The sequence below is a fragment of the Aeromonas sp. 19NY04SH05-1 genome, assembly GCF_040581895.1.
GTDB classification, from domain to species: Bacteria; Pseudomonadota; Gammaproteobacteria; order Enterobacterales; family Aeromonadaceae; genus Aeromonas; species Aeromonas enteropelogenes.
The window spans coordinates 3,866,344-3,891,240 of sequence record NZ_CP095328.1 but is presented as its reverse complement, the minus strand read 5'-3'; the positions used below and the strand labels follow the sequence as shown (position 1 = coordinate 3,891,240).

Here is a 24,897-nt window from a genome sequence, read left to right as displayed (position 1 = left end):
ATGAACAGCCATATTCAGACCGCCATCACCGAACAGGGCATTGAAGCCTATCTGCACGCCCAGCAGCACAAGAGTCTGCTGCGTTTTCTCACCTGCGGCAGCGTGGATGACGGCAAGAGCACCCTTATCGGTCGCCTGCTGCACGACTCCCAGCAGATTTATGAAGATCAGCTCAAAGCACTGGAGTCCGACAGCCAGAAGCTCGGCACCACCGGCGAGAAGCTGGACCTGGCACTGCTGGTAGACGGCCTGCAAGCAGAGCGCGAGCAGGGCATCACCATCGACGTGGCCTACCGCTATTTCTCCACCGCCAAGCGCAAATTTATCATCTCGGATACCCCGGGCCACGAGCAGTACACCCGCAACATGGCGACCGGCGCTTCCACCTGCGATCTGGCCATCATCCTGATCGACGCCCGCAAAGGCGTGCTGGATCAGACCCGCCGCCACAGCTTTATTGCGAGCCTGCTCGGCATCAAGCAGTTCGTGGTGGCGGTGAACAAGATGGATCTGGTGGAGTTCAGTCGGGAGGTGTTCGAGCGCATCAGCGCCGATTACCGCGAGTTCGCCAAGAAGCTCAGCGTCGACACCATCCATATCGTGCCGGTCTCGGCGCTGGACGGTGACAACGTGGTCAACCAGAGCGACAAGCTGGCCTGGTACGAAGGCGAAACCCTGCTGGCTTTGCTGGAGTCTGCCGAGGTTGAGCGCGAGCTGGAGCGCCACCCGGTGCGCCTGCCGGTGCAGTATGTGAACCGCCCCAACCTCGATTTTCGCGGCTTCGCGGGCACGCTCGCCTCCGGTATCCTGCGGGTGGGCGACAAGCTGGCGGTGCTGCCGTCCGGCAAGGAGAGCACAGTCACCCGCATCGTCACCTTCGACGGCGATCTGGAGTACGCCCTGCCGGGTCAGGCCATTACCGTCACCTTCGCCGATGAGATCGACATCAGCCGGGGCGACTTGCTGGTGGATGCCGCCAGAAAGCCGCTGGTAACCCAGAACCTGCTGGCCCATATCGTCTGGATGGGGGAGGAGTCCCTGCAACCGGGCCGGGTCTACGACGTCAAGCTGGCCACCAAGAAGAGTCGCGGCCAGGTGGAGGCGATCCGCCACCGCATCGAGATCAACAAGCTCGATGAGCTGGATGCGAGCGAACTCAAGCTCAACGAGATCGGCCTGTGCGAGCTGAGCCTCACCGACCCGGTGGCGTTCGACCCGTATCAGGAGATCCGCGATACCGGCAGCTTTATCCTGATCGACCGGCTGACCAACGTCACCGTCGGCGCCGGCATGATAGTGGAAGGCTTGGCCGCCAAAGCGGTAAATCTTGCGGGTAGAGCAGGGCACTACAGCGAGTTTGAAATCGAGCTAAACGCCCTGGTGCGCAAGCACTTCCCGCACTGGCAAGCCCTTGCCATCGGTAACGACACAAGCAAGGAGTAAGCCCATGACCTGGCAACAATTCCTGGTGCTGGGTCTGCTGGCTGCTCTCGTGGCCCTGCTGATCCAGGGCAAACTCCGCCCGGCGCTGCTCTTCTCGGGCGCCGTGCTCATCACCTACCTGAGCGGACTGGCGGACATCAACGCCGTGGTGGCGGGCTACACCAACAGTGCCCTGCTGACGCTGGTGCTGTTGCTGCTGGTGTCGCTGGCGGTGGAGAAGACCCGCATCATGAGCTGGTTCGCCAATCTGGTGGGCACGGGGTCATTCAACAAGGTGCTGGTGAAGGTGTGGTTCTCCACCGCCTTCCTGTCGGCCTTCGTCAACAACACCGCCGTGGTGGCCTCCATGCTGGGAGCGGTCAAACGCAACCCCAACCATGCGCCGTCGCGGCTGCTGCTGCCCATGTGCTTCGCGGCCACCTTTGGCGGGGTGCTGACCCTGATAGGTACCTCCACCAACCTCATCGTCAACAGCTTTCTCATCAAGATGGGGGCGCCGCCGCTCGGCATGTTCGACTTCTTTATGGTGGGGGCGGGCACCCTGCTGACCGGTCTGGTGGCTGTGCTGCTGTTTGCCCGCCACCTGCCGGTGCAGGATACCGAGATGAGCCGCGAATCCGGCTACTTTCTCGAAGCCAAGGTGGGCGCCGGTTCACCGCTGGCGGGGCGCAGCGTCAAGGAGAACGGCCTGCGCAGCCTGAAAAGCCTCTATCTGGCGGAAATCATTCGCGGCGAGCAGGTGATCTGCCCGGTGCAGCCGGAACACGAGCTGCACGAAGGGGACGTGCTGCTGTTTTGTGGCGATGTGGAGAGTGTCGGCGTATTGCAGGAGATGAAGGGGCTGGATCTCTACGGCCAGCACCGCCTCAACGGCCAGCATCTGGTGGAGGTGATCGTCAGCCACAGCTCGCGGCTGGTGGGGCAGACCATCAAGGATGCCGAGTTTCGCACCCACTTCGATGCGGTGGTACTGGCGGTGCGCCGCGGCGAAACCCAGCTTACCGGTGGCCTCGGCCAGATTGAGCTGCACGCCGGTGATACCCTGCTGCTGGCCCCCGGCCCCCAGTTTTCCCGCAACAAATCGCTGGGGCGCGAGTTTGTGGTGGTGAGCGGGCTGGAAGCCTCCACCCGCCTCGATGGCAAGCGCAGCGCCGCCGTGGTGCTGGGGTTTCTCGGGGTGCTGGCGCTCTCGGTGTTTGATCTGGTGCCGCTGTTCAAGGGCTTGCTGCTGATGCTGGTGGCGCTGCTGCTCACCCGCATTCTGACCCTGGACGAGATCCGCCGCCGCTTCCCGCTGGATATCTGGCTGGTGGTGGGCGGGGCGCTCGCCATCGCCGATCAGCTGGAAAAGAGCGGACTGGCCAAGCTTATCGCCGACTGGCTGATGGGGGAGTTTAACGGTGCCAGCCCCATCATCGCCTTTATCGGTATTTATGTGTTTACGCTGGTGCTAACCGAGCTGATGAGCAACAACGCGGCGGCCGCGCTGGCCTTCCCCATGGGTTACCAGCTGGCGCTCAGCATGGATGTCTCGACCATGCCGTTTATTCTGGCGGTGCTGTTCGGGGCGAGCTCCAGCTTTATCCTGCCCTACGGCTACCAGACCAACCTGATGGTCTATGCCGCGGGCAACTACAAGATGCCGGACTACCTCAAGCTGGCGCTGCCGGTCTCGCTGGCCTATAGCCTCGGGGTGATTGTGATGGTGCCCCTGCTGTTTCCGTTTTAAGGCGTAAGTGCCAATCAGGGAGTGTTGGGTGAGCAATACCATGGCATCAGCACGTTGTCGGCTGATAGTTTGAGGCGGCTCCCCGTGGTGCCGGACAGTTTAAGTTTTGAGGCGTAAGTGCCAAGCAAGGAGTGTTGGATGAGCAATGCCATGGCACCAGCACGTTGTCGGCTGATAGTCTGAGGCGGCTCCCCGTAGTGCCGGACCGTTTAAGTTTTGAGGCGTGAGCGCCAAGCAAGGAGTGTGGGATGAGCAATATCGTGTGGCACAAGCATGCCGTCGACAAACAGAGCCGGGCCGAGCTTAAAGGGCAAAAACCGCTGGTGATCTGGTTTACCGGGCTGTCGGGGGCGGGCAAATCGACCCTGGCGGGGGCGTTGGAGCAGGCGCTGGCGGCACAAGGCAAGCACACCTATCTGCTGGATGGGGACAATGTGCGCCACGGCCTCTGCGGCGATCTCGGGTTCGATGATGCCGCGCGGCAGGAGAATATCCGCCGGGTAGGCGAGGTGGCAAAACTGATGGTGGATGCGGGCCTTATCGTGCTCACCGCCTTTATCTCGCCGTTCCGTGCCGAGCGGGCGTTGGTGCGCAGCCTCTTGGGGGAAGGGGAGTTTGTCGAGGTCTTTGTCGATGCGCCGCTCGCCATCTGCGAAGAGCGCGATCCCAAAGGACTCTACAAGAAGGCGCGGGCAGGGGAAATTACGAATTTTACCGGTATCGACTCCGCCTACGAGGCGCCGGAGCAGCCGGAAATTCATCTGCTTAACGCCGGCAAGCCGGTCGCCGCTCTGGTGGAAGAGCTGCTGACCGCCCTGCGGCAGGGGAACTATCTGTAATTGGATCGGAAGAACCTAAAACAAGCGCCCGGCAGCCGGCCAGTTGACCACCACAGGCGCTTATAGGTAGGTGGTCACCACTATAAGCAAAAATTGAGTCATCAGCGGAAAACCCATAAATCCAGCTTATAGTGGTACCGACGAGCCTTGAGCCACTCCAAAGTGGTCGATAGCAACCCCGCAAGGGGATCTTCCGATCCTTGCTTATATCGCGCGGGGTTATTCGCGATGGTCCGAATACGCTGTGCTATTCGAACCTACGGGCTGAAACTTAAATTAAAGTTGTGCCGCAAACACAAATCCCAACGCGAAGCTGAAAAGGCCAAGCGTTGGGGATTACTCCTAAATGCTTTGTTATGAGATATACTATCGACGCTCTTTTGGTTGATCGTCTTGGCTCTTTTTAACCCAGTCGATACCTATACCGCCACTATCATTATTTCCCTGCTTAGAAGGTGGTGTAAGCGGTGTTTGATCATTTGGATGCTTGTTTTCGGATGTCATTGGCTTTCCTTACAATTGAGAGATTAATATGAAAAATGCAGTAACAATAGTTACAACGGCACTGAACTGAATGTATCCGTAAGCAGAGTCAACCAGTTCAATTTTTCGGGTCATTACAGTTCTATGGACTTCGATTAGGTTGGCAAACACCTTTAGTATATCTTTGAATACCTGTTCATTATCTTGGCAAAGATAGTCACAGGCTCTTTCTTCTAATTTAAGTGTTGGCATGTTGGTGATTCGGATAGAACCAAATAATTTAAACCAAGCGCCTACTAAACCAAACGCAATTAAAAACAATAGAAAAACTACCCAGCATTGCATAGATGAAACGGGTGGGAAGAATTTATCAAAACCCCATCCAATTAAGCTTGCAAAAATACCTAGTATCGCAGAAACCAAGCCAAGAAATTTATTTGCCTTTGAATCTAGTGCATCAAAACGATTGAGTTCGTGATCTAAACTAGATTTTGCATAATCATATGCAACTTCTTTTACGACCGAGATATATCCTCCTTAACTACTCATTGCAGTGATTAGATAGAAGGTGGTGCTAACACGTTAGTGCCGCCTCCCGCATAACTTATCTTCATCAAGATAACCGCCATAAAAAATAAATATTAAATCAATGTATTACCAGTCATCTCATATGTTGGGCTAAAAATCGTAGGTTGGTGCTAAACGAAGTGAAGCCCAACGTTTACCGCGAAACATATATGCAAATTTGTTTTACCGAACGACCCAATCCATGTATATCGCCCTCAGGTTGGCGTAATAATGCTCGTTTGTTGGGCTTGGCTACGCGCTGTGCCAACCGACAAAAACCACGCTACCGCCCCTGAATTTCAGCCTCCAGTCTGCTGCTTGTTACCTACGTTTTGGCACTGGTTTGGCTCATGGCTGACTCCGACGAGGGGTTGCCAAGCGGCTATGTTACCGAACGGGGCTGGGGTGAAAAGCACAAGCGGGCCGTTTTCTGAGCAAGATCAATAAATTAATCAGTAATGGGTTTAAATGTGGTCGCTCAACCGCTTGGGCCCATCAGCGCAGAGGGCAAATCGGACAGTGAAGCGAGGATGTCGTCCTCTTGTTAGCGGGCATTAAAAAAACCCTATGGACCCAAAGGCCCATAGGGTTTTGCTGCGGTGATTGTTTGGGTAGTGGTTATCTGGCTTGGCGAACCGGCACGGCGCGGGTGGTGGCCACTTCGTAGCGGCTTTGGCTTGCCGGAGCCCCCTTCTGGAACTGGCGCACCAGCCGGTCGAGATCGCTCAACTGGTTGACCAGCTGGGTGATGCCGTGCACGGCGTGTTGGCTGCCAACGCTGGAGTCATCGGCCAGGGTCTTGATGCTGAGCACGTTGCGGTTGATCTCGGCGGTGACGTGGAACTGCTCCTGCACCGCCTGGGCTATCTGGCCGCTGCCGGAGGCCACCTGCTGCAGCATATTGTTGATCTGCTGGAGAATGGTGCCGGTCGCCGAGGCTTTCTGCTGGCAGCTTTCGGAGAGTTGGCAGCCCTTCTCCATCGCCTGTTCTGCATCCCCGGCGCTGGTTTGCAGCTCGGTGATCATCTTCTGGATTTCGCTGGTCGAGGATTGGGTCTTGATGGCGAGCGAGCGGATCTCGTCGGCCACCACCGAAAAGCCGCGGCCCGCTTCGCCAGCCCGGGCCGCTTCGATGGCGGCATTGAGGGCAAGCAGGTTGGTCTGGTTGGCGATGTTGTTGATCACATCGAGGATGCCGTCGATATCGCGGCAGTGGCCGACCAGCGCACTGATCACGCTCTTGGAGGTGGTCAGCTCGCTGTTCATGCCTGCCACGGCAGCTACGGTTTCGGCCACGCTACTGTTGCCGCTCTTGAACAGCACGGCCGTTTCATCAAGCAGGCTGGAGGAGTCAGTCGAGCTTTGCGACACCTCGCGAATGGATTCCGACATCTCGGTCACGGCGGTCGCTACCTGATTGGTTTCGGCCTGCTGCTGTTGCAGGTTGTCGGTGATGGATTCGGCGTTGCGCAGATCCCCCTCGGCGGCCTGCAGGATCTTGCTGCAGGTCTGCTGGGTGCGGGCCAGCACGGCGTTGAACTCGGCCTGATTCATCACCATCGAGAGTTCGATGGCGGCGATGTTGTCCACCTTGTTGGTGTAGAGCAGCTGCATCAGCGGGTTGTCAAAGCGGCTGCGGGCCATCTTGTTGAGCTTGCCGAGGCGGCGGGAGAGGGCATTCAGGGTGATGGCCGCTATCGCTAGCGGCAGGGCGACCAGCGCCAGTTGCCAGTTCATGTCGTGGTTGTAGCCCAGCGCAAACATGGCGAGCAGGCTCAGCAGCAGGCAGAGGTTGATGGTCAGGGTATGGGAGAAGGTGGGCAACTTGAGCGCCAGCGGCAGCTTGTTGTTGCGAAGGTCGGCATAGACCTTCTCGGCTCGCTGTTTGATCTCCTCGCTCGGGGCGGTGCGCACCGACTGATACTCCACCACCCGGCCGCTGGCATCCTTGATGGGGGTGACAAAGGCGCTGACCCAGTAGTGATCGCCACTCTTGCAGCGGTTCTTCACCGGTCCCATCCAGCACTTGCCTTCGCGGATATGGTTCCACAGATCGGCAAAGGCCTGTTTCGGCATGTCAGGATGACGTACCAGATTGTGGTGTTCCCCCACCAGCTCGTCGAGCTGGAAGCCTGCTATCTCGCAGAACTCATCGTTGGCGTAGGTGATGCGGCTCTCCAGATCCGTGGTGGAGATCAGGCTCTGGTGGTCTGGATAGAGACGTTCTCTTTGGGTAACCGGTTGATTGATTCTCATGGCCTTACTCCCGAGCTGTGATGGTTAGATTTTGATCTACATCAAGACATCTGCAAGGGGTGGGCCAGCTGGCAAAAGCTAATGACTGATGTGTTATTAGTGCCGTTTTGGCAGGAAAAGAACGTTGCTGTTTGCAATATGCAATGGAGCAGACGGGGTGTGCCTTTGCGGCATCTGCAATTTGCAACCTATTCTGGTCAAGCCCATGAGCTGTGAGCCAGAAGCTTGATGCGAAGGAGCCACGAACCGACGGGGCATCCGCTGCCCCGCCAGAGATCAGGGGAGAGGGTCGGGAGCGGGTGAGGAGGGGGCGCTGACGAGCTGCATCACTTCAATCTGGATACCCTGCACCAGCACGGTTTTCAGATCCTGCAGGTACTCCTCCAGCGGCGACTCTTGCAGCAGCTGGGCGAGCTCGTTGCCCACCGGGGTGAGCCGGTAGTAGAGCAGGGTGATGTTGTTCTGCTTGCACTGCAGCCGCCAGCGCTGGTTGCCGAACTCCAGCTCGACCCCATCGGCGGGCAGCGGGCCGGACTCCAGCTCCGCGCGATGCAGCAGCCCCAGCTCAAACAGTTGCAGCAGGGCGTTGTAGGGCAGCCGGTATTTGCCAAGGCCAAGGCGCGTTGCCTTGGCGCGGCTCAGCAAACTGGCCCCCTTGTGCAGCCCCAGCAGCAGCCGCTGCTCGTCGCTGCCGGTGTAGTGGCAAGTCAGTGAGCAGATACGTTGGAACAGCTGGGCCTCGCGCTGGGTCATCTCTTTGAGGGTGGCGAGCGCCCGAATGGAGAAGCGGCCCGGCGTGGCGACTTCCAGCGCGAAGATCCGCCCCCACAGCTGCTGCATCGGCACCATGCTGATATCTTCCGCCAGTTGCAGGAAGCGGGTCAGCCAGTCACTGTCCATCTCGCCGCCGGCCGCGGTCTCTTCGCAGTGGCGGGAGGCCATCACCATGATGGCTTCCAGATTGCGCTGGCGGGCGGCCTGATCCGCCAGATGACGAAAGGTGGCGCGCTGTTCGAAGGTGCTGTCGGTGTTGCGGGTGAGCATGCCGTCGATACCGCGACTGCGGGCCAGACGCAGGGTCTGCTCCTGGCTGCTCAGGATCGAACTCTCTTTTTTCGGGGGGGGGAGGTCTGCCATGCTGACTCCATTCGCACAGGTTCTGGAGCTGAATGTTACTCCAACCGGGATGCCAAGATAACAAAGCGGCCTCCGTGGAGGCCGCTTTTTTTGCAACGGGAGGATTACTCCTCGTAGACGCTCACCTCGACCGCTTCCATCGAGTAGGAGGCGGTGGCCATCTCGTGGCTGGAGCTGACAGTGCGCATCTTGCCTTTCACCCAGATGGCATCCCACAGGTCATCCACCGGCGCACCCTTGGGGTAGCTCACATAGATCACCTGATTGGTGGGGGGGGGCGGCACATGGATGCAGGCGCCGAAGTAGGGCACCAGCAGGAAGGCGGTGATCTTCTTGGCATCCCCTTCCAGCGGCACCACGAAGCCCGGAATGCGCACATCCTGGTTGTCCAGCTTCTTGTTCACTCCGCCCACCGGTTGCGGCACCGACATGGGATCTTCGTGATTGACCTGGGGCGGTGGCAGCAGTTTTTCCCCTTCCGGGATGAGCACATCCCAGTCGATGGTCTTGTAATCGGCGGCCAGGGCGGGCAGCACCAGCAGGCTGGCGAGCAGCGCCACAATTTTCCACTTCATCATCTGTCCTTCTGTTTCTATTTTGGGCGTCTCGCTAGACGCGAATGCTCATACCATCGCTCAGGCTGTAGCGGTAAGCGCGGGCGGCAGGGAGCAGGCCGATCACCATGCCTGCCAGCCACACTACCCCCAGCAACTGCCACTCGTAGGTGCTCGGCAGCCCCAGACTCAGTTGCAGGCCATAGTGGCTGAGCAGCCAGGGCGAGGCAAGCCCCTGCCCCAGATAGAGCACGGCGACACCGAGGGCGATGCCGACCGTGGTCAGCGCCATCGCCTCCAGCGCCAGCAGCAGGAACAGGTGGGCAGGGCCCGCGCCGAGGGATCGCAAGATGGCGAGCTCGCGGCGCCGTTCGTTAAGCCCGGCGAGCAAGGTGGTCAGCATGCCGATCAGGCCCGCCACCACCACAAAACCGGCGATCACCGACAGCGCGGTTTCCGCCACGCTCATCAGGCTCCACAGCTCCTGCAGGGCAGCCCCCGGCAGGATCGCCATCAGCGGCTCTTTGGGATAGGTGTTGACGCTGCGCTGCAGCTGGAACGCCAGGATCCGGTTGCTCAGTCCCACCATAAAGGCGGTGATGGTTTTCGGGGTGAGGTCCTGCGCCAGCGCCTGCTCCGGCGTCACGTTCTTGCTGTGGCGGCCGGTATCCCAGCCCAGATGGATCGCCTCGATGCCGGCCAGCGGCACGTGGATGGTGCGATCGATGGGCGTGCCGGTCGGTGCCAGAATGCCCACCACCTTGAACGGCAGATTGTCGTGCTGGCTGAAAGAGGTGTTGCCGGCGCCGTGGGCGATGACGATGGACTGCCCCAGGTGATAACCGAGCTTCTCGGCGACCTGGGCGCCGAGCACCGCTTCGAACGGCGTATCGAACGGGCGCCCTTTCTTCATCTGCAGCGACTGTTGTTGGCCGTATTTGAGGTGGGTGAAGTAGTCGCCATTGGTGCCGAGCACCCGAAAGCCCTTGTGGGAGTCCCCGAGGGAGAGGGGGATGGTCCAGGCAATGCCGGGTCTGGTCTTGATGGCCTGATAGGCATCCCAACCCACGTTGTTGGTGGGATTGCCGATGCGAAACACAGAATAGAGCAGCAGATTCACCTGGCCGGAGCGGGCACCGACGATGAGATCGGTCCCCGATACCGTGTTGGCGAAGCTCTCGCGCGCCTGGTCGCGTACCCGCTCCACCCCGAGCAGCAGGGTGACGCTGATGGCCACCGCCAGCAGGGTGAGGCCGGCAGTGAGGCGACGGGCCCAGAGACTTTGCAGGGCGAGTTTCAGCATGTGGCCCTCCTGTTGAGCTGTTGCAGGTTTTCCACCCGGGGGAAGAGGGGCTCCAGATAGGGGTCATGACTGACGAAGATGAGGGTCGAGCCCTGTTTGTCGCACTCCTCGAACAGGAGCTTGATAAAGGCGGCCCGGTTGTCGGTGTCGAGGGCCGAGGTGGGCTCATCGGCGATCACCAGCGGTGGTGAGCCGATCAGCGCACGGGCGGCGGCCACCCGCTGCTGCTGGCCGATGCTGAGGGCATGGACGGGCCTGTGCAACGCCTCCTCGGGTAGCTGCAGTTCCGTCAACAGGCGCCGGGCCTCAGCGTCGGCACTGCCACGCAGGCGCGCCCGCTTCTCGGGGGAGAAGGTGAGAGCGGCGGTGACGTTGTCGAGAACGGATAAAAACGGCAGCAGGTTGAACTGCTGGAAGATGTAACCCAGATTGGCCGCCCGGAACCGGTCACGGGCACGGCCGGAGAGCCGGGCCAGCGGTTGGCCCAGCACCTCCAGGGTGCCGTGGTTGGCGGTCTGGATCCCGGCGAGCAACCCGAGCAGGGTCGATTTGCCGGAGCCCGAGGGGCCCTTGATAAACACTCGCTCGCCTTCTGTGATGGTGAGGGCGGGCAGATCGAGTACAGCCTCATGACCCGGCCAGGCAAAGGCCAGATCGCGGATCTCAACCACGGCGTTTTTCATGGCGTTACCAGCTCAGTTGGTTGGCGGAGGGGGTCAGCTCGGCTGCGGTCTGGCCAGTGGGCAAAATGCCCTGCACGCTCAGCTTCTCCAGGCTTGGATAGACGCTGAACAGGGTGGCATCCAGCCCGGCGAGCTTGTCCGGCAGCGCGCAGGTATAGGTATACATGGCGCCTATATCGGCGTGGCTAGCCTCATCGTGCTGGTGATCATCGTGGCCGTCGTCAGACTTTTGATGGTCATGGTCATGGTCATGGTCATGGTCATGGTCATGGTCATGGTCATGGTCATGGTCATGGTCATGGTCGTGCTCTTTATTGGCCGCGTTGATTTCCTGCTGGGTCAGCTTGCAGCCCGCAGCCGGTGCGAAGCGAAACAGGGTGTCCGGTTGTTTGAGGCGATCCACCGCCCTGGCGTATTGTGCCTTCTCTTCATCGTTCTTTGCCGCGTGCTCGAAGCCCACCAGATCGGCGGCCGGGGCCTGAAATTCCAGCATCAGCTGGTTGCCATCAAGCACCAGATTGAGGTGGCCGTGACCGTGCTCGTGGGCACCGTGGCCATTACCGTCGTGTTCGTCATGATGTGCGTGTGCACCAAAGGCCGCCGCGGCCAGCAACAGGGTAACTGCTTTCATTGTGAATCCTTTTAAAAAACAAATAATTCAGATGGATGGGAACAGGAAAGCAGTGCGGGGCGGGGCACGGATGGCATAGGCGTGAGCGACCTGGCGAGGAGGCACCGCCGGTATGATGCCGACGGGCTGCCACCAGGTGGCGGTGGGGGGGAGGAGTTGAATCGAAGGAGGGATAGCCTGATTGCCATCCAGATGGAGGGCGCAGATCAGGCAGTGGTGATCGTGTCCGGGCAGGGAGGCGTCAAGGGGGTGCTGGGCGAGGGCGGGTTGCAACCACAACCAGCCCAGCAGCAAGACCCAGATTATTCGCTTGAAACGACCCATAGACCCTTATGGGAAGGGCGCCATCAGCGCCCTTCTCTCTGATATCACAGATGGGACTGGATGAGCCCCATCACGGTTGCGATGTTGTTGGCATCGAGCTGGCCATCTTTGGCAAACAGCACCTTGCCATCTTTATTTACCAGGATGATGGCCGAACTTTCCGGCGCCAGATCCCAGGCATTGCGTGCCATGCCCTTGGCATCCAGCACGATGGCGGACCAGGGGAACTCTTTCTTGCTGTCTTCGGCACTGCTCTTCACAAAGCCCGAAGTGCCCCAGATGGCGTCATTGCTGTTGATGATGGTGACGGTCTGGTACTTGTCATGGGGCAGCTTGGCGGCCTTGATCGCCTCTATCATGGGGGCGTTGAGCTCCTTGGCGCTGGAGCGGCCAGCGATGTGCTGGATCATGAATACTTTGCCGCTGAGCGCCTTGCTCTGCCACGGCTGATAGCCAATCTCCTTGCCATTGAGCACCAGCTCGCCCTTGTCACTGATATTGACCAGCGGCACCTGGCTCGCTTCCTTGATGTTGTGGGCAAAGGCCAGGCAGGGCAGCAGCGCCAGAGTAAGTACGAGATGTTTCATCCGGATGACACTCCATTTGTTATGTTATAACGAGTTGCTGGTTGAGGGAATGGGCGAGTTTCATCCTAAACTGATCGGATCTGTTTAAAAAGTGTTAAATCAGATCATGACATGGATAGCCAGACGCCCCGCCAGTCAGGAGACTGGCTGGCAAGGGCGGCAAGAATGGCATGGCAGCAATAAAAATCAATGAATTGGCGGCTGGTCTGAGGTGTCAGGGTCAGTAGAGGGACTCGCTGACGAGGGGGATCCTGGCCATGGTCATCTGCTGAGCCAGCAGGGGGGAGCCGGTCAGCAAGACGTGGCGTTGGTTGTTGATCACCACAATATCGCCAGGTACGCCGCTGTCCGCCGTGATGGCCAGCCAGGCGGGAGAGACACTGCCGATGCTGATATTCGGGTAGATGATGCTGAGCACGTATTGCGGCGCCAGTTCGGCCAAGAGGCTTGCCATCAGCAGCGCTTTCTCGTCGCTGTCCGCCTTGTTCTCCTGGAGGGCCTGCAACGGCGGTGCGAAGTGATCCATCTGTTCCGGGCGGGTCGGGATGGCGTTAAGCCACTCCTGCAGCAGGCCGATGCTGGTGGCCAGATCCTTGGCGGCGAACTGCCGTGCCAGCGGCTTGAGATCGCTCTTGAAGTGATAAAAGAGCTGGGAGTAATCGGGGCGCACGCAAGGGAGCTTGCGGTTGGCCGGATGTACGCAAGGGATCACCCGCATCTGGTAGAACGCATCGTCCTGATACTGCTGGTAGGCTTGCCAGAACAGCAGCGACTCCACGCTGTCGTCGTGGACCGTGAAGGCCTGTTCCAGATTGCGAAACTTGGTGGCGGTCTCCGGACTGTTCTGGTTGATCAGGTTGATGCTGTTGTAGAGGCGCGGGCTTATGTAGGCGTAGAGGGTCTCCAGCGGGTTGGTGAGGGAGGCGTCGAGCAGGTTCATATCGTGGCGACTGGCGGCCATCACCCGATCGTCGGTGGTCAGCTGGAAGTGTTTGAACTGGCCATCGCTCGATTGCCACTGCCAGCTCAGGTTGATCTCGCTGGCCTCGATGGCGCAGGTGCACAGGCTTAACAGCAGACCGGGTAGCGGCTTCATGGTGATGCTTCCTGCCGGGAACGATAATTAACAACTAGGTGAGCCGGCGGCGGTTTGAGGATGTTTCGTTTTGTGATCGGGATAACAGATTGATGCAGCTTTAAATTTAATTGTGAAATTAAGTCTCTCTGGAGGGGATATGAAGCTTTTGATGGTATGGCTATTGGGCTTGCTGAGCCTGCCGGCGCTGGCCGGGCCGGTGATTGTCAGCAAGGGTGGAGAGAAAATAGATGCCTTTGCCCTGCGGGATCAGCTGGCGCGCGAGCATGAGTGGCAGGAGTGGTTGCGCTTCCAGCAGGCCATCAAGTGGCTGGAAGTATTGCCGGTTAATTGCGAGCTGATGAGTCAGCAGGGAGGAGGGTATCGCTGCGGGGGAAACTACTATCGCCCCTACCAGCAAGATGGGCGGGAAATATATATTCAGGGGAATCCTGGCGGAGAAATGTCCGGCCAGCCATCGTCACCATCCATAAAAAAGGCGCCATAAGGCGCCTTTTTATCGACCGGTACGCTTACTTGGCAGCGTAACGTTCGGCAGAGGTTTTGATCTCGGCTTCGGCTTCGGCCTTGTCGCCCCAGCCTTCTACCTTGACCCACTTGCCTGCTTCCAGCTCTTTGTAGCGCTCGAAGAAGTGCTGGATCTGGGCGCGCAGCAGCTCCGGCAGATCGTTCACATCCTGGATGTGGTCGTACTGCTTGGTCAGCTTGGAGTGCGGCACGGCAACGATCTTGGCATCTTCGCCAGATTCGTCGGTCATCTTCAGTACACCAACCGGGCGGCAGCGGATGACGGAGCCGGCCAGCAGCGGATAGGGGGTCGGAACCAGTACGTCGACGGGGTCACCATCCAGAGAGAGGGTCGCGTTCACATAGCCGTAGTTGCACGGATAGAACATGGGGGTAGACATGAAGCGATCCACGAAAATTGCGCCGCTGTCCTTGTCGACTTCGTATTTGATCGGGTCGGCATTCTGCGGGATTTCGATGATGACGTAGATATCGTCGGGCAGGCTCTTGCCAGCCGGTACCAGGTTCAGGCTCATGATAATTCCTTGATTGTTAGTATCAGGTTTGCAGGCGGATATTATAGCGATGTGATGTTAAATGACCATCTTTCAACGGTCATTGGCCGCATGCCATTGATGGACTCGTTCGTCGTGCGGCTTTGATACCCCCTTGATACAACAAAGTGGCGAGTTTTTCCTCGCCTGCCGTGGGTTTGCAGAGGTGGCGACCACCTCCGGCATTCAGCAACCTGTCTCATAAAGCTCCAGCGGCAACCCATCGGGATCGGCAAAGAAGGTGAAACGCTTGCCGGTCAGCTCGTCCACCCGCACTGCCTCCACCTCGATGCCGTGGCGTTGCAGATGGGCAATGACCCTATTGATATCGCCGACCCGAAAAGCGAGATGGCGCAGGCCGCAGGCTTCAGGTTGAGAAGGGCGAGCGGGGGGATTCGGGAAACTGAACAGCTCCAGCTGGCTGCCATCCGGCAGGGCCAGATCCAGCTTCCAGGATTGGCGGGCTTCGCGCAGGGTTTCCCTGATGATGGGCAGCCCCAGCACCTGGTGATAAAAGTGGCGTGAACGCTCGTAATCGCTGGCGATGATGGCCACATGGTGGATGGCCTCAAACAGTGGCAAGGTCATGATGACTCCCTGTCTGCAGTAATAAATAGTCAACGGGCAGCCTGGGCTGCCCGTCTCGTCCTGTTAGTTGAAGAAGCCACCGAACCACTCGTCCAGCGTGCTGCGCGGTGAGGGACTGCTGGCGCAGCTGATCGGAGTGCCCAGGGTGGCGGTCTTGGCCGGCACCTGCAGGCTACCCGGGCAGCCGCTGGCAACATGGGCACCGCTGGCACGGGAGAAGTTGGCCCAGCTTACCCCTTCCGGAGTCTTCAGCCCCAGGCTGTTGACGCCGCGCTGGCTCATATAGCCACTGAACAGCTGCAAGGCGCCGCTGGAGCCGGTCAGTCCCGCCGGAGTGTTGTCGTCGCGACCGACCCAGACGCTCACCAGCTCGTTGTTGTCCAGCCCGGCAAACCAGGAGTCGCGCAGCTCGTTGGTGGTGCCCGTCTTGCCCGCCATGGTGGCACCGGGGAACCGGGCGCTGAGGGCCCGTGCCGTACCCTGGCTCACCGTCTTGGTCATGGCAAACAGGGTCAGCCAGCTTGCCTGGGGATCCGTCACCTGCTTGGCCCCCTCGTCATGGCGATAAATCAGGGTGCCATCCCCCTTCACCACGGCGCGGATGGCCGACAGCGGCTGGGTCAGCCCACGGTTGGCGATGGGCAGGTACATCTGGTTCACCTCCAGCGGTGACAGGGCGACCGCCCCCAGCACCAGGGACGGATAGGGCTGGATCTCCTGCTCGACCCCCATCTTGTGCAGGGTGTCCACCACCTTCTCCAGCCCCACCTGCAGACCGAGATTGACGGTCGGCACGTTGAGGGAGCTGGCCAGCGCATCCATCAGCGGCACGCTTTGGCGGAACTTGCGATCGTAGTTCTGCGGTGTCCACAGCTGGCCATCCTGGCCGCGAATGCGGATCGGCTGATCCTTGAGCGGGGTCGCCAGGGTCAGGCCGTTGGAGAGACCGGTCAGGTAGACCGCCGGCTTGACCAGAGAGCCTATCTGGCGGCGGGCATCCAGCGCCCGGTTGAAGCCGGCGTAGCGGGGATCCCGGCCACCCACCAGTGCGACTACCTCGCCTTTATGCCAGTCGGAGACCACCATGGCCGCCTCCAGCTTCTTCTTGCCCCGCTGTTTCTCGATCTGGGCCAGGCCCGATTCGACCGCCCGCTCGGCGGCGTGCTGGGCGATGGGGTCCAGGCTGGTGAAGATCTTGAGGCCGGACTGCTTGAGCAGATCTGAGCCGAAACGGCTCTGGATCTCCCGCTTGAGCAGGCCCATGAAGGCCGGGGTGCGGCCATAGCTCATCTGGCCCCGGGCGATGATGCCAAGGGGCTGCTTGCTGGCCAGCTCATACTCGGCCTGGGTCAGGCTGCCGTGATCCATCAGCAGCTTCAGCACCAGGTCGCGGCGCGCCTTGGCCCGCTCCGGGAAACGCCAGGGATCGTAATAGGAGGGGCCCTTCACCAGGCCCACCAGCAGGGCGACCTGATCGATATCCAGCTCGTTGACCGGAATGCCGAAGTAGAAGTAGGAGGCGAGCCCGAAGCCGTAGACCCCTTGCGAGAAGTTCTGCCCCAGATAGACCTCGTTGAGGTAGGACTCCAGGATCTCGTCCTTGCTGTAGCGATAGTCGATCAGCACAGCCATGTAGGCTTCCTGCAGCTTGCGCCACAGGCTGCGCTCGCGGGTCAGGAAGAAGTTCTTGGCCAGCTGCTGGGTCAGGGTACTGCCCCCCTGCACGGTGCGGCCCGCGACCAGGTTGGCAAACATGGCGCGCATGATGGCCACCGGCGAGACGCCGCCATGCTGGTAAAACTCACGGTCTTCCGTGGTGAGCAGGGTCACCAGCAGGCTGTCAGGCACCTCGGAAAGGCGTACCAGCAGGCGATCCTCCCGATCCTCGGTGTTGAGGCGATCGAGCAACACCGGGTCCATCTGGGCGTAGCCGAGCTGGCGCTGGTTCTCCAGCGACTGGATCTGCTCCAGACGGGGGCCGTTGAAGGAGAGGCGCAGGCCGCGGGCACCGTCGGCGCCGTCATAAAACTCGAACGGGCGACGCACCAGCTCGATGCGATTGCCGTTGATGGTGTACTCGCCTGGGGTATGGGGCTGGCGCACCCGCTTGTAGCTCAGCATGTTGAGTTCGCGCACCATCTGATCCCGCGACAGGCGCTGCCCCGGGTAGAGCTCCAGCGGTCGGCTGTAGACCATTACCGGCAGCTGCCACTTCTCGCCGTCAAACCGCTCGCGCACCTTGGTATCGAGATAGATACCGAAGACCACCATAAAGGCGGCCCCCACCAGGGAGAGCTTGAAGCCAAGCCAGAACAGCTTGCGCCAGATGGTGCGCTTGGGAGCCGCCGCCTTCTTGGGCGTGCGTTTGCGTCGTTGGGTTGCCATGAATCCTCTTTTACTTGTTATGTCGCCATTGCGGGGTCATGCCTCGCCTGCCTCTGTGGCCAAGCGGGCGTGCTCCCTGCCATGAACTGATCCTGCTCGCCGGGGCAACACAGGCCACCCCGGCGCGTGGCCTGTCATCAGGCCGACATTTGCGGGCTATTCCTGCAGCCCCATCTTTTTTTTGGTGACCCTGGTCGGCATCGCTTCCAGCGGATTGTCCGGCCAGTAGTGGCGGGGGTAGCGTCCCTTCATCTCTTTTTTCACCTGCTCGTAGGAGCCGGCCCAGAAGGCGGCAAGATCGGCGGTGATCTGCAGCGGTCGCTGGGCGGGGGAGAGCAGCTCCACCACCAGAGGCACCCGGCCATCGGCCACGCAGGGGGTGGCCGCTTGACCGAACATCTCCTGAATGCGCACCGGGATCACCGGGGCCTGACCCGGTTGATAACGGATCCTAACCCGGCTGCCGGTCGGCGCCGTGAAGTGGCTCGGTAGCGCCTCGTCCAGCCGTCTGGGCAGCGGCCAGGGCAGGGATTGGCGCAGGATCTCGGTCAGATTGAGCTTTTTGAGCTGCTCCAGCCGGGTCATGCCGCTTACCGCCGGCAGCAGCCACTGCTCAAGGGTCGCCAGCAGACTCTCCTCGTCCATGGCGGGCCAGGCTTCATCCGGCAGCCAGTCGCGGGCGCAGCGCAGACGAGCCAGCAGCCCTTCGCTCCCCTCGTCCCAGGGCAGCACGTGCAGCCCCTTGCGCCGGATCCCCTGCAGCAGGCAGCGCCCCTTCTGCTCATCGGAGAGCTCGGTGAGCGGCCGCTGGCTAAGCACCAGTTCGCCGATCACCTGCTGGCGTTCGGCCCGCACCCGCTCTTCCCGCTCGTCCCAGTCAAACCACTGGCGCTCGCTCACCAGTTCCGGCAACTGGCGCACCAACTCCTCCAGCTCGACGGGTTCGGCGATGAAAATGCGGCTGCCGCGCTCGTTCTGCCCCATCTCGATGGCGATGAGTGCCCCTTGCCCCTGGCATGGATGACCTTCTACCAGATCGCAGCTCACCCCACCACTGAGTTGATAACGACTGGCGCTGCGCAGCTTGCCGATGCGATCCGGCCAGGCGAGGGCGCAGAGCAGCCCCAACCACTGGCCTTGCGCCTGTGAGGGCCTCGCGCCAAGCCGCTCGAACCAGCGAGCAGCGCCTTGTCGCAGGGCCCCCTGACGGCGATGGAACAGCACGGAGAGGCGCTCCGATCCTCGCAGATCCTCTTCCAGCAGCGCCACCAGGAAAGCGGCATCGGCGACAATCCCTGTCAGACCCTCGCGCTCCAGCTCGCGGGCCCGCAGCAACATGCGGGCGAGGCGCGGGTGCGTACCGAATGCAGCCATGGCGCGGCCGGCCGGGGTGAGTTGCTGCTCGCCTTCCGCCTTCATGGCGCCGAGGGATACCAGCAGCCGCTGGGCGCTGGCCACGGCGGCGGCCGGGGGCTTGTCCAGCAGCGGCAGATCGTCAACCTTGGCGCCCCACTGGGCGGCATCCAACAACAGACCGGTCAGCTCCTGGGTGAGGATGTCGGGCGGACTCTGTTCGGCGAGCCGCTCCTGCACCTCGCTGCTCCAGAGCCGGTAGCAGACGCCCGGGCCAAGACGCCCGGCCCGGCCGGCCCGCTGGGTGGCGGAGGATCTGGCGATCGGCCGGGTCTCCAGCCGGGTGATGCCGCTTTTCAGATCGAACGAGGCCCGTCGCTCCAGCCCGCTGTCGATGACCACCGAGATCCCCTCGATGGTGAGGGAGGTCTCCGCCACGTTGGTGGTGAGCACCAGCTTGCGGCGACCCGCCGGTGCCGGTGCGATGGCCGCCTGCTGCGCCGCCATGTCGAGGCGACCGTAGAGGGGGGCGAGCAGCACCTCTTCCGGCAGGCGTTCGGCCAGCCATTGCGCCAGTCGCTCGATTTCACCCTGCCCGGGCAGGAACACCAGCAGGCTGCCATCGTGAGCCGCCAGTGCCTCCAGCACCACGGCGCCCACCTGGGGTTCCAGCCACTGCTGGCGATTGGCGGGGCGGTAGTGGTAGTCGATGGGAAAGCCGCGCCCCTCGGAACGAACGACGGGGGCATCCGGCAGCAGGGTCTCGAGGGCCATGCCATCCAGGGTGGCGGACATCACCAGCAGCTTGAGATCGCCGCGCAACCCCTGCTGGCTCTCGATGGCAAAGGCCAGGGCGGTATCGGCATGGAGGCTGCGCTCGTGAAACTCGTCGAAGATGACCAGGGAGACGCCACTGAGCTCGGGATCCTGCTGCAGCATCCGGGTCAGTACCCCCTCGGTCACGATTTCGAGCCGGGTGGCGGCACTGGTGCGGCTCTCGCCACGCACCCGCAGGCCGATGCGCTCGCCCACCTTCTCGCCGAGCTGGCGGGCGAGAAAGCTGGCGATATTGCGCGCTGCAAGGCGTCTGGGTTCCAGCATGATGATGCGACCTGGCAGCCGGTGCTGGCGTACCAGCTCCAGCGGCAGCAGGGTCGATTTGCCCGCGCCCGGGGGCGCCTGCAGGATCACGGAGGCATGCTGGTCGATGGCGGCAAACAGTGCGGGCAGCACCGACTCGATGGGAAGCTGGGACAAAGCGATGAAAACCTTCTGTAGCACCTTCAAAACGGCGCCTATTCTGCCACAACCCCGGCCACTACCGTGAGCGCCTGTCGCCGGGACGGACATAGCTCGGCCGGACGCCGAGACAGGCGCCGCCCCGCTGCCATAGAATGGCCCCTCCATGAACGAGAAAAATGCATCTATCCGCGCAATGGCCAAACTCTTCTTTGCCCTGCCCGTCGAGGGACTTGCTTCCGAACTCATCGCCTGGCGTGACCGGCTGCCCTGGCCAGGCCAACCGGTTCCCGGGGAGAACCTTCACCTGACCCTGGCGTTTCTGGGGGAGGCGGACGAGGTGACCACCCGTCGCCTCATCGCCGCCGTGGATCGCCAGCACTGTCCGCCGCTTGCCATTCACCTGAACGAGACCGGCTGGTTTGGCCGGGCCAGGGCGGCCTGGATCGGCCCCAAAGAGTGGCCCAACGATCTCAACGTGCTGGCCCGGGCACTGCGCCGTCACGGCGAGAAGCTGCGCCTTGGCAATGGCGAGCAGGGTTATCGGCCCCATGTCACCCTGTCGCGCAAGGCGAGCGAGGCGCCGGCCACTCTGCCGGCGCCGGATTTCGTGCTGCTGGCCGATCGCTTCTGCCTCTACCAGTCGGTTTCCACCCCGGATGGCGTGCGTTACGAGCCGCTCGCCTGCTGGCCGCTGCGCGCCCGGGTTAAAGAAGAAGAGAGAGGATGACCCCATGATATTTGAACCGCCGCTGCAATCGGGCCAGCTGGTCACCCGCTACAAGCGTTTCCTCACCGATGTCGCGCTGGATAACGGCGAGCAGATCACCATCCACTGCGCCAACACCGGTGCCATGACCGGCTGCGCCGAACCGGGCACCCGGGTCTGGTACTCCACTTCCGATAACCCCAAGCGCAAGTTGCCCCACAGCTGGGAAATTGCCGAGAGCCCGGCGGGACACTTCATCTGCGTCAACACGGCCCGCGCCAACCAGATCGCCCGCGAGCTTATCGAGCAGGGGGCCATAGCGCCGCTGGCCGGCTATGCCCGCCTGCGCACCGAGGTGAAATATGGCGAGGAGAACAGCCGCATCGATCTGCTGCTGGAAGATGATGAGAGACCCAGTTGTTACATCGAGGTGAAGTCAGTGACCCTGCTGGACGAGCGGGAAGAGGCCGGCATGGGGTACTTCCCCGATGCGGTGACCGCCCGCGGCGCCAAGCACTTGCGTGAATTGATGGCCATGAAGGCGGCGGGGCACAGGGCCGTGCTGCTGTTTATGGTGTTGCACTCGGGAATAACCAGAATGAGGCCTGCAGCCCATATAGATCCGCACTATAGTCTGCTAATTGAGCAGTCAATTGCGGCAGGGGTTGAAATTTTATGCTATCGGCCCCATGTTGGGGTGCAAGGCATGGTGGCTCAAGGATTTATCCCGTTTGAAGCCAGCCACCTGCTACCCGAGGGGAGTTCATAAATATTGGAGTGGGTAACATAATTGGTACGGCTCGTTTGCTTACCCGTTACCCTTCTGCTATAGATGTCGCCCTCAATTTATGGATGGCACGGGTAGCGTGCTGAATTAGGAGACAGGGCATGCCAACAGGCGAAAACAGGAAATCTCTGGGCCCCCTGGCCATTGCGGGTGTCGCCCCTTACCAGGAAAAACCGGGTGAGGAGTACATGAATGACCAACAGAAGGCGCATTTTCGCAAGATCCTGGGTGCCTGGCGCAACCAACTGATGCAGGAAGTTGACCGCACCGTTGATCATATGAAGGACGAGGCTGCCAACTTCCCGGATCCCGTGGATCGTGCCGCGCAAGAGGAAGAGTTCGCTCTCGAATTGCGTACTCGCGATCGTGAACGCAAGCTGATCAAGAAGATCGAGAAGACCTTGCAGCTGCTTGAAGACGATGATTTCGGTTACTGCGAGCACTGCGGCATCGAGATCGGCATCCGTCGTCTGGAAGCCCGTCCGACCGCCGACCTCTGTGTCGACTGCAAGACGCTGGCCGAGATCAAGGAAAAGCAGATGGCCGGTTGATGGTGTCCGTCTGAACGATGAAAGGGAGCTTGCAGGCTCCCTTTTTTATTGAGCTTTTGGGTGGCGCCATCCAGAATGCAGCCTCAATGAGTTGTTTACCCGAATCGCCATGCCAGTGAATACCCCTTTGTCATCCCAAACGCGCCCCTATGTCGGCCGCTTCGCCCCCTCTCCATCGGGGCCGCTCCATTTTGGCTCCCTGATTGCGGCCCTCGGCAGCTTTTTGCAGGCCAGGGCCCGGGGCGGGCGCTGGCTGGTGCGCATTGAAGACATAGATCCGCCGCGAGAGATGGCGGGAGCTGCCGACCTTATCCTGCAGACCCTTGAAGCGTATGGCCTCGAGTGGGATGGGGAAGTGATGTACCAGAGCCGGCGCCATGCACGCTATGACGAGATCATCGACCAGCTCTATCGGGCCGGCGATCTCTACTGGTGCCGCTGTACCCGGCGCGAGATCATGGCCAGCGGCGGTTTTTACAACGGCCACTGCCGCGAGCTTGGCCTCTCGGTGACAGGGGGCGCGCAAGGCGTCGCCGCCCGCCTGCGCCAGCGTCACCCCGTCTATCACTTCGAGGATGGGTTGCAGGGACACATAGAGGTGCCTGCGGCTCTGGCGGAGGAGGATTTCATCGTCCGGCGCCGGGACGGGCTTTATGCCTACAACCTGGCGGTGGTGGTGGATGACATGGACAGCGGCATTACCGAGATAGTGCGCGGCGCCGATCTGCTGGAGCCGACGGTGCGCCAGATTGCCCTCTACCAGACCCTGGGGGCCACCGTGCCCGACTGGGTACACCTGCCGCTGGCGGTGCTGGCGGATGGCAACAAGCTTTCCAAGCAGAACCATGCCCCGGCGCTGGCACAAGATGAGGTGCGTCCGGCCCTGTGGCGGGCCCTGCACTTTCTCGGCCAGTGCCCGCCGCCCGAGCTGATGGCGAGTCCGGTGGCGGAGATGATCCGCTGGGCCGTGGCCAACTGGCGGCTCGCACGCGTCCCCTCCTGCCAGAAGATCCCGCTGGAGGCTGGCTGAGCGGGCCATTCGGTTTTTCATTTGATAAGTGCTGAGCTATGATAGGCCGCTATTTTTTGGCCTCCCGTCAATTTAGAAGTCATGAAGAGGTGTACCATTTTTTCCCAGATCGCAAACTTTTGCCGCAAGGTGCTCGGCAAGGAAGACGGCGAGCAGTCGGTGGAGTCCCCCATTCCGGCCCGTGTCGCCGGTCAACGTCGTACCTTGAGCCGTGATCAGCACCCGATTTCGCGCAAAGAGATCAGCGAAAATGCACTCAAGGTGCTCTATCGCCTGAACAAGGGAGGCTATGACGCCTACCTGGTCGGCGGCGGAGTCCGGGATCTGCTGCTCGGGAAGACGCCAAAGGATTTCGACATCGCCACCAATGCGACGCCGGAGCAGATCAAGGCACTGTTCAGCAACTGCCGCCTGATTGGCCGTCGCTTCCGCCTGGCCCACATCGTCTTTGGTCGTGACGTGATCGAAGTGGCCACCTTCCGGGGTCACCACCATCAGGTCAATACCAGCAAACATGTGTCGGCCCAATCTGATGAAGGCATGCTGCTGCGCGACAACGTCTACGGCACCATCGAAGAGGATGCCGAGCGCCGCGACTTCACCGTCAACGCCCTCTACTACAGCGTCAAGGATTTCACCCTGCACGATTTCGAGGGCGGGCTGGAAGATCTGGCGGAGCGCAAGCTGGAGCTGATCGGCGATCCCGAGACCCGCTACCGCGAAGATCCGGTGCGGATGCTGCGCGCCGTGCGTTTTGCCGCCAAGCTGGATATGACCATCAGCCCGCGCACCGCCGCCCCCATCAAGGAGCTGGCGCCGCTGCTGCAGGATATTCCGGCCGCGCGTCTGTTCGAGGAGACCCTCAAGCTGTTCCTGGCCGGCGATGCGCTGGCTACCTACAAGCTGCTGCGCGAGTACGGCCTGTTCCAGCAACTGTTCCCTCAGGTGGCCGCGCTCTTTACCCCGCACGGCAACTCCCCTTATGAGCAGTTTATCGAGCAGGCGCTGATCGATACCGATACCCGGGTGCGTGAAGAGAAGCGGGTTACACCCGCCTTCCTGTATGCCACCCTGCTGTGGGGCTGTGTCGAGGCCCGTGGTCGGGTGCTGGAGAACGAGAGCGGCCTGCCCTGGTATGACGCCTTCATGCTGGCGGTCAACGAGGTGCTGGACACCCAGGTGCGGATCATTGCCGTGCCCCGTCGTTTCACCACGGACGTGCGCGACATCTGGGCACTGCAGCAGCGGCTGACCCGCCGTCAGGGTCGCCACCCCGAGCGCACCATGGAGCACCCCAAGTTCCGTGCGGCGTTTGACTTCCTGTTGCTGCGCAACCGGGTCGAACGCGGCCTCGGCGAGCTCTCCAGCTGGTGGGAACGCTACGTGGAGTCCAACCCGGACGTACGCCCGCAGCTGCAACGGGAGGCGACTCGCCGCCCGGCCAGCGGTGAGCGCGGTGCGGCCCGCAGCAACGATGGCGAGAAACGCAGCAGCAACAGCCGCAACCGCCGCCGTCCCCGCCGTCGCAAGCCGAAAGCCGCCGCCGAGTGACCACGGTCATG

The 24,897-nt window shown here is 61.1% G+C and carries 24 protein-coding genes; 9 read left to right on the top strand and 15 right to left on the bottom strand.

Annotation, left to right across the window (positions count from 1 at the left end; all coding sequences use genetic code 11):
• From cysN to cysC, 3 genes are all read left to right on the top strand, one after another.
• Entirely contained in the window at positions 1-1,443 is a 1,443-nt protein-coding gene (gene cysN, locus MRK42_RS17830; protein WP_354688419.1) for a sulfate adenylyltransferase subunit CysN, read from the top strand.
• A gap of 4 nt (positions 1,444-1,447) precedes the next feature.
• On the top strand, positions 1,448-3,172 hold the full coding sequence (locus MRK42_RS17825) for an SLC13 family permease (RefSeq protein WP_354688418.1): 1,725 nt from the start codon (positions 1,448-1,450) through the stop codon (positions 3,170-3,172).
• Between the two features lie 248 nt (positions 3,173-3,420).
• The gene (gene cysC / locus MRK42_RS17820; protein WP_354688417.1) at positions 3,421-4,011 is read left to right on the top strand and encodes an adenylyl-sulfate kinase; all 591 of its coding nucleotides are present in this window, start codon (positions 3,421-3,423) and stop codon (positions 4,009-4,011) included.
• Positions 4,012-4,377: 366 nt separating this feature from the next.
• On the opposite strand, the gene MRK42_RS17815 is transcribed toward cysC, so the two are convergent.
• The 11 genes from MRK42_RS17815 to MRK42_RS17765 all read right to left on the bottom strand — a co-directional run bounded on the left by MRK42_RS17815 (position 4,378) and on the right by MRK42_RS17765 (position 13,632).
• The gene (locus MRK42_RS17815) at positions 4,378-4,515 is read right to left on the bottom strand and encodes a hypothetical protein (RefSeq protein ID WP_354688416.1); all 138 of its coding nucleotides are present in this window, start codon (positions 4,513-4,515) and stop codon (positions 4,378-4,380) included.
• 9 nt (positions 4,516-4,524) lie between these two features.
• Positions 4,525-4,917: a hypothetical protein gene (locus MRK42_RS17810; protein WP_354688415.1), complete on the bottom strand. Its 393-nt coding sequence runs from the start codon at positions 4,915-4,917 to the stop codon at positions 4,525-4,527.
• 762 nt (positions 4,918-5,679) lie between these two features.
• Positions 5,680-7,317, bottom strand: coding sequence for a PAS domain-containing methyl-accepting chemotaxis protein (locus MRK42_RS17805; protein ID WP_354688414.1), 1,638 nt, complete (start codon positions 7,315-7,317; stop codon positions 5,680-5,682).
• A gap of 276 nt (positions 7,318-7,593) precedes the next feature.
• Entirely contained in the window at positions 7,594-8,454 is an 861-nt protein-coding gene (locus tag MRK42_RS17800) for a TIGR03899 family protein (protein WP_005335692.1), read from the bottom strand.
• 104 nt (positions 8,455-8,558) lie between these two features.
• Positions 8,559-9,032 (bottom strand): DUF3299 domain-containing protein, encoded by a 474-nt coding sequence (locus tag MRK42_RS17795; protein ID WP_026034852.1) that lies wholly within the window; start codon positions 9,030-9,032, stop codon positions 8,559-8,561.
• A 31-nt stretch (positions 9,033-9,063) separates the two neighbouring features.
• On the bottom strand, positions 9,064-10,311 hold the full coding sequence (locus MRK42_RS17790; protein WP_354688413.1) for an ABC transporter permease: 1,248 nt from the start codon (positions 10,309-10,311) through the stop codon (positions 9,064-9,066).
• A complete protein-coding gene (locus tag MRK42_RS17785) occupies positions 10,305-10,994 on the bottom strand; it encodes an ABC transporter ATP-binding protein (RefSeq protein ID WP_201979401.1) in 690 nt (229 codons plus the stop codon). Before MRK42_RS17785 ends, MRK42_RS17790 begins: the two co-directional genes overlap by 7 nt.
• 4 nt (positions 10,995-10,998) lie before the next feature.
• Positions 10,999-11,625: a DUF2796 domain-containing protein gene (locus MRK42_RS17780; RefSeq protein ID WP_354688412.1), complete on the bottom strand. Its 627-nt coding sequence runs from the start codon at positions 11,623-11,625 to the stop codon at positions 10,999-11,001.
• A gap of 27 nt (positions 11,626-11,652) precedes the next feature.
• Positions 11,653-11,949 (bottom strand): hypothetical protein, encoded by a 297-nt coding sequence (locus MRK42_RS17775; protein WP_224210356.1) that lies wholly within the window; start codon positions 11,947-11,949, stop codon positions 11,653-11,655.
• Between the two features lie 44 nt (positions 11,950-11,993).
• Positions 11,994-12,536, bottom strand: a complete 543-nt coding sequence (locus MRK42_RS17770) for a YtfJ family protein (RefSeq protein ID WP_026458078.1) — start codon at positions 12,534-12,536, stop codon at positions 11,994-11,996.
• A 220-nt stretch (positions 12,537-12,756) separates the two neighbouring features.
• Positions 12,757-13,632 carry a hypothetical protein gene (locus MRK42_RS17765; protein ID WP_354688411.1) on the bottom strand — a complete coding sequence of 292 codons (876 nt, stop codon included), beginning with the start codon at positions 13,630-13,632 and terminating at the stop codon, positions 12,757-12,759.
• A gap of 139 nt (positions 13,633-13,771) precedes the next feature.
• Here MRK42_RS17765 and MRK42_RS17760 point away from each other — a divergent pair, with 139 nt between their 5' ends.
• On the top strand, positions 13,772-14,119 hold the full coding sequence (locus MRK42_RS17760) for a hypothetical protein (protein WP_124240052.1): 348 nt from the start codon (positions 13,772-13,774) through the stop codon (positions 14,117-14,119).
• A 25-nt stretch (positions 14,120-14,144) separates the two neighbouring features.
• On the opposite strand, the gene ppa is transcribed toward MRK42_RS17760, so the two are convergent.
• The 4 genes from ppa to hrpB all read right to left on the bottom strand — a co-directional run bounded on the left by ppa (position 14,145) and on the right by hrpB (position 20,276).
• Complete coding sequence (gene ppa / locus MRK42_RS17755) at positions 14,145-14,675, bottom strand: inorganic diphosphatase (protein WP_042071210.1); 531 nt, start codon at positions 14,673-14,675, stop codon at positions 14,145-14,147.
• A gap of 204 nt (positions 14,676-14,879) precedes the next feature.
• Positions 14,880-15,281: a VOC family protein gene (locus tag MRK42_RS17750; RefSeq protein WP_338611202.1), complete on the bottom strand. Its 402-nt coding sequence runs from the start codon at positions 15,279-15,281 to the stop codon at positions 14,880-14,882.
• Positions 15,282-15,344: 63 nt separating this feature from the next.
• Positions 15,345-17,666, bottom strand: a complete 2,322-nt coding sequence (gene mrcB / locus MRK42_RS17745) for a penicillin-binding protein 1B (protein ID WP_338611201.1) — start codon at positions 17,664-17,666, stop codon at positions 15,345-15,347.
• 156 nt (positions 17,667-17,822) lie between these two features.
• Positions 17,823-20,276, bottom strand: a complete 2,454-nt coding sequence (gene hrpB / locus MRK42_RS17740; protein WP_338611200.1) for an ATP-dependent helicase HrpB — start codon at positions 20,274-20,276, stop codon at positions 17,823-17,825.
• A 178-nt stretch (positions 20,277-20,454) separates the two neighbouring features.
• Here hrpB and thpR point away from each other — a divergent pair, with 178 nt between their 5' ends.
• The 5 genes from thpR to pcnB all read left to right on the top strand — a co-directional run bounded on the left by thpR (position 20,455) and on the right by pcnB (position 24,886).
• Positions 20,455-20,988 (top strand): RNA 2',3'-cyclic phosphodiesterase, encoded by a 534-nt coding sequence (thpR, locus tag MRK42_RS17735; RefSeq protein ID WP_354689061.1) that lies wholly within the window; start codon positions 20,455-20,457, stop codon positions 20,986-20,988.
• A 4-nt stretch (positions 20,989-20,992) separates the two neighbouring features.
• Positions 20,993-21,736: a DNA/RNA nuclease SfsA gene (gene sfsA, locus MRK42_RS17730; RefSeq protein WP_354688410.1), complete on the top strand. Its 744-nt coding sequence runs from the start codon at positions 20,993-20,995 to the stop codon at positions 21,734-21,736.
• A gap of 119 nt (positions 21,737-21,855) precedes the next feature.
• Positions 21,856-22,305 (top strand): RNA polymerase-binding protein DksA, encoded by a 450-nt coding sequence (dksA, locus tag MRK42_RS17725; protein ID WP_005335644.1) that lies wholly within the window; start codon positions 21,856-21,858, stop codon positions 22,303-22,305.
• Between the two features lie 109 nt (positions 22,306-22,414).
• Positions 22,415-23,335, top strand: coding sequence for a tRNA glutamyl-Q(34) synthetase GluQRS (gluQRS, locus tag MRK42_RS17720; protein ID WP_354688409.1), 921 nt, complete (start codon positions 22,415-22,417; stop codon positions 23,333-23,335).
• A gap of 81 nt (positions 23,336-23,416) precedes the next feature.
• A complete protein-coding gene (gene pcnB, locus MRK42_RS17715) occupies positions 23,417-24,886 on the top strand; it encodes a polynucleotide adenylyltransferase PcnB (protein WP_354688408.1) in 1,470 nt (489 codons plus the stop codon).
• The last annotated feature ends 11 nt before the right edge of the window (positions 24,887-24,897 follow it).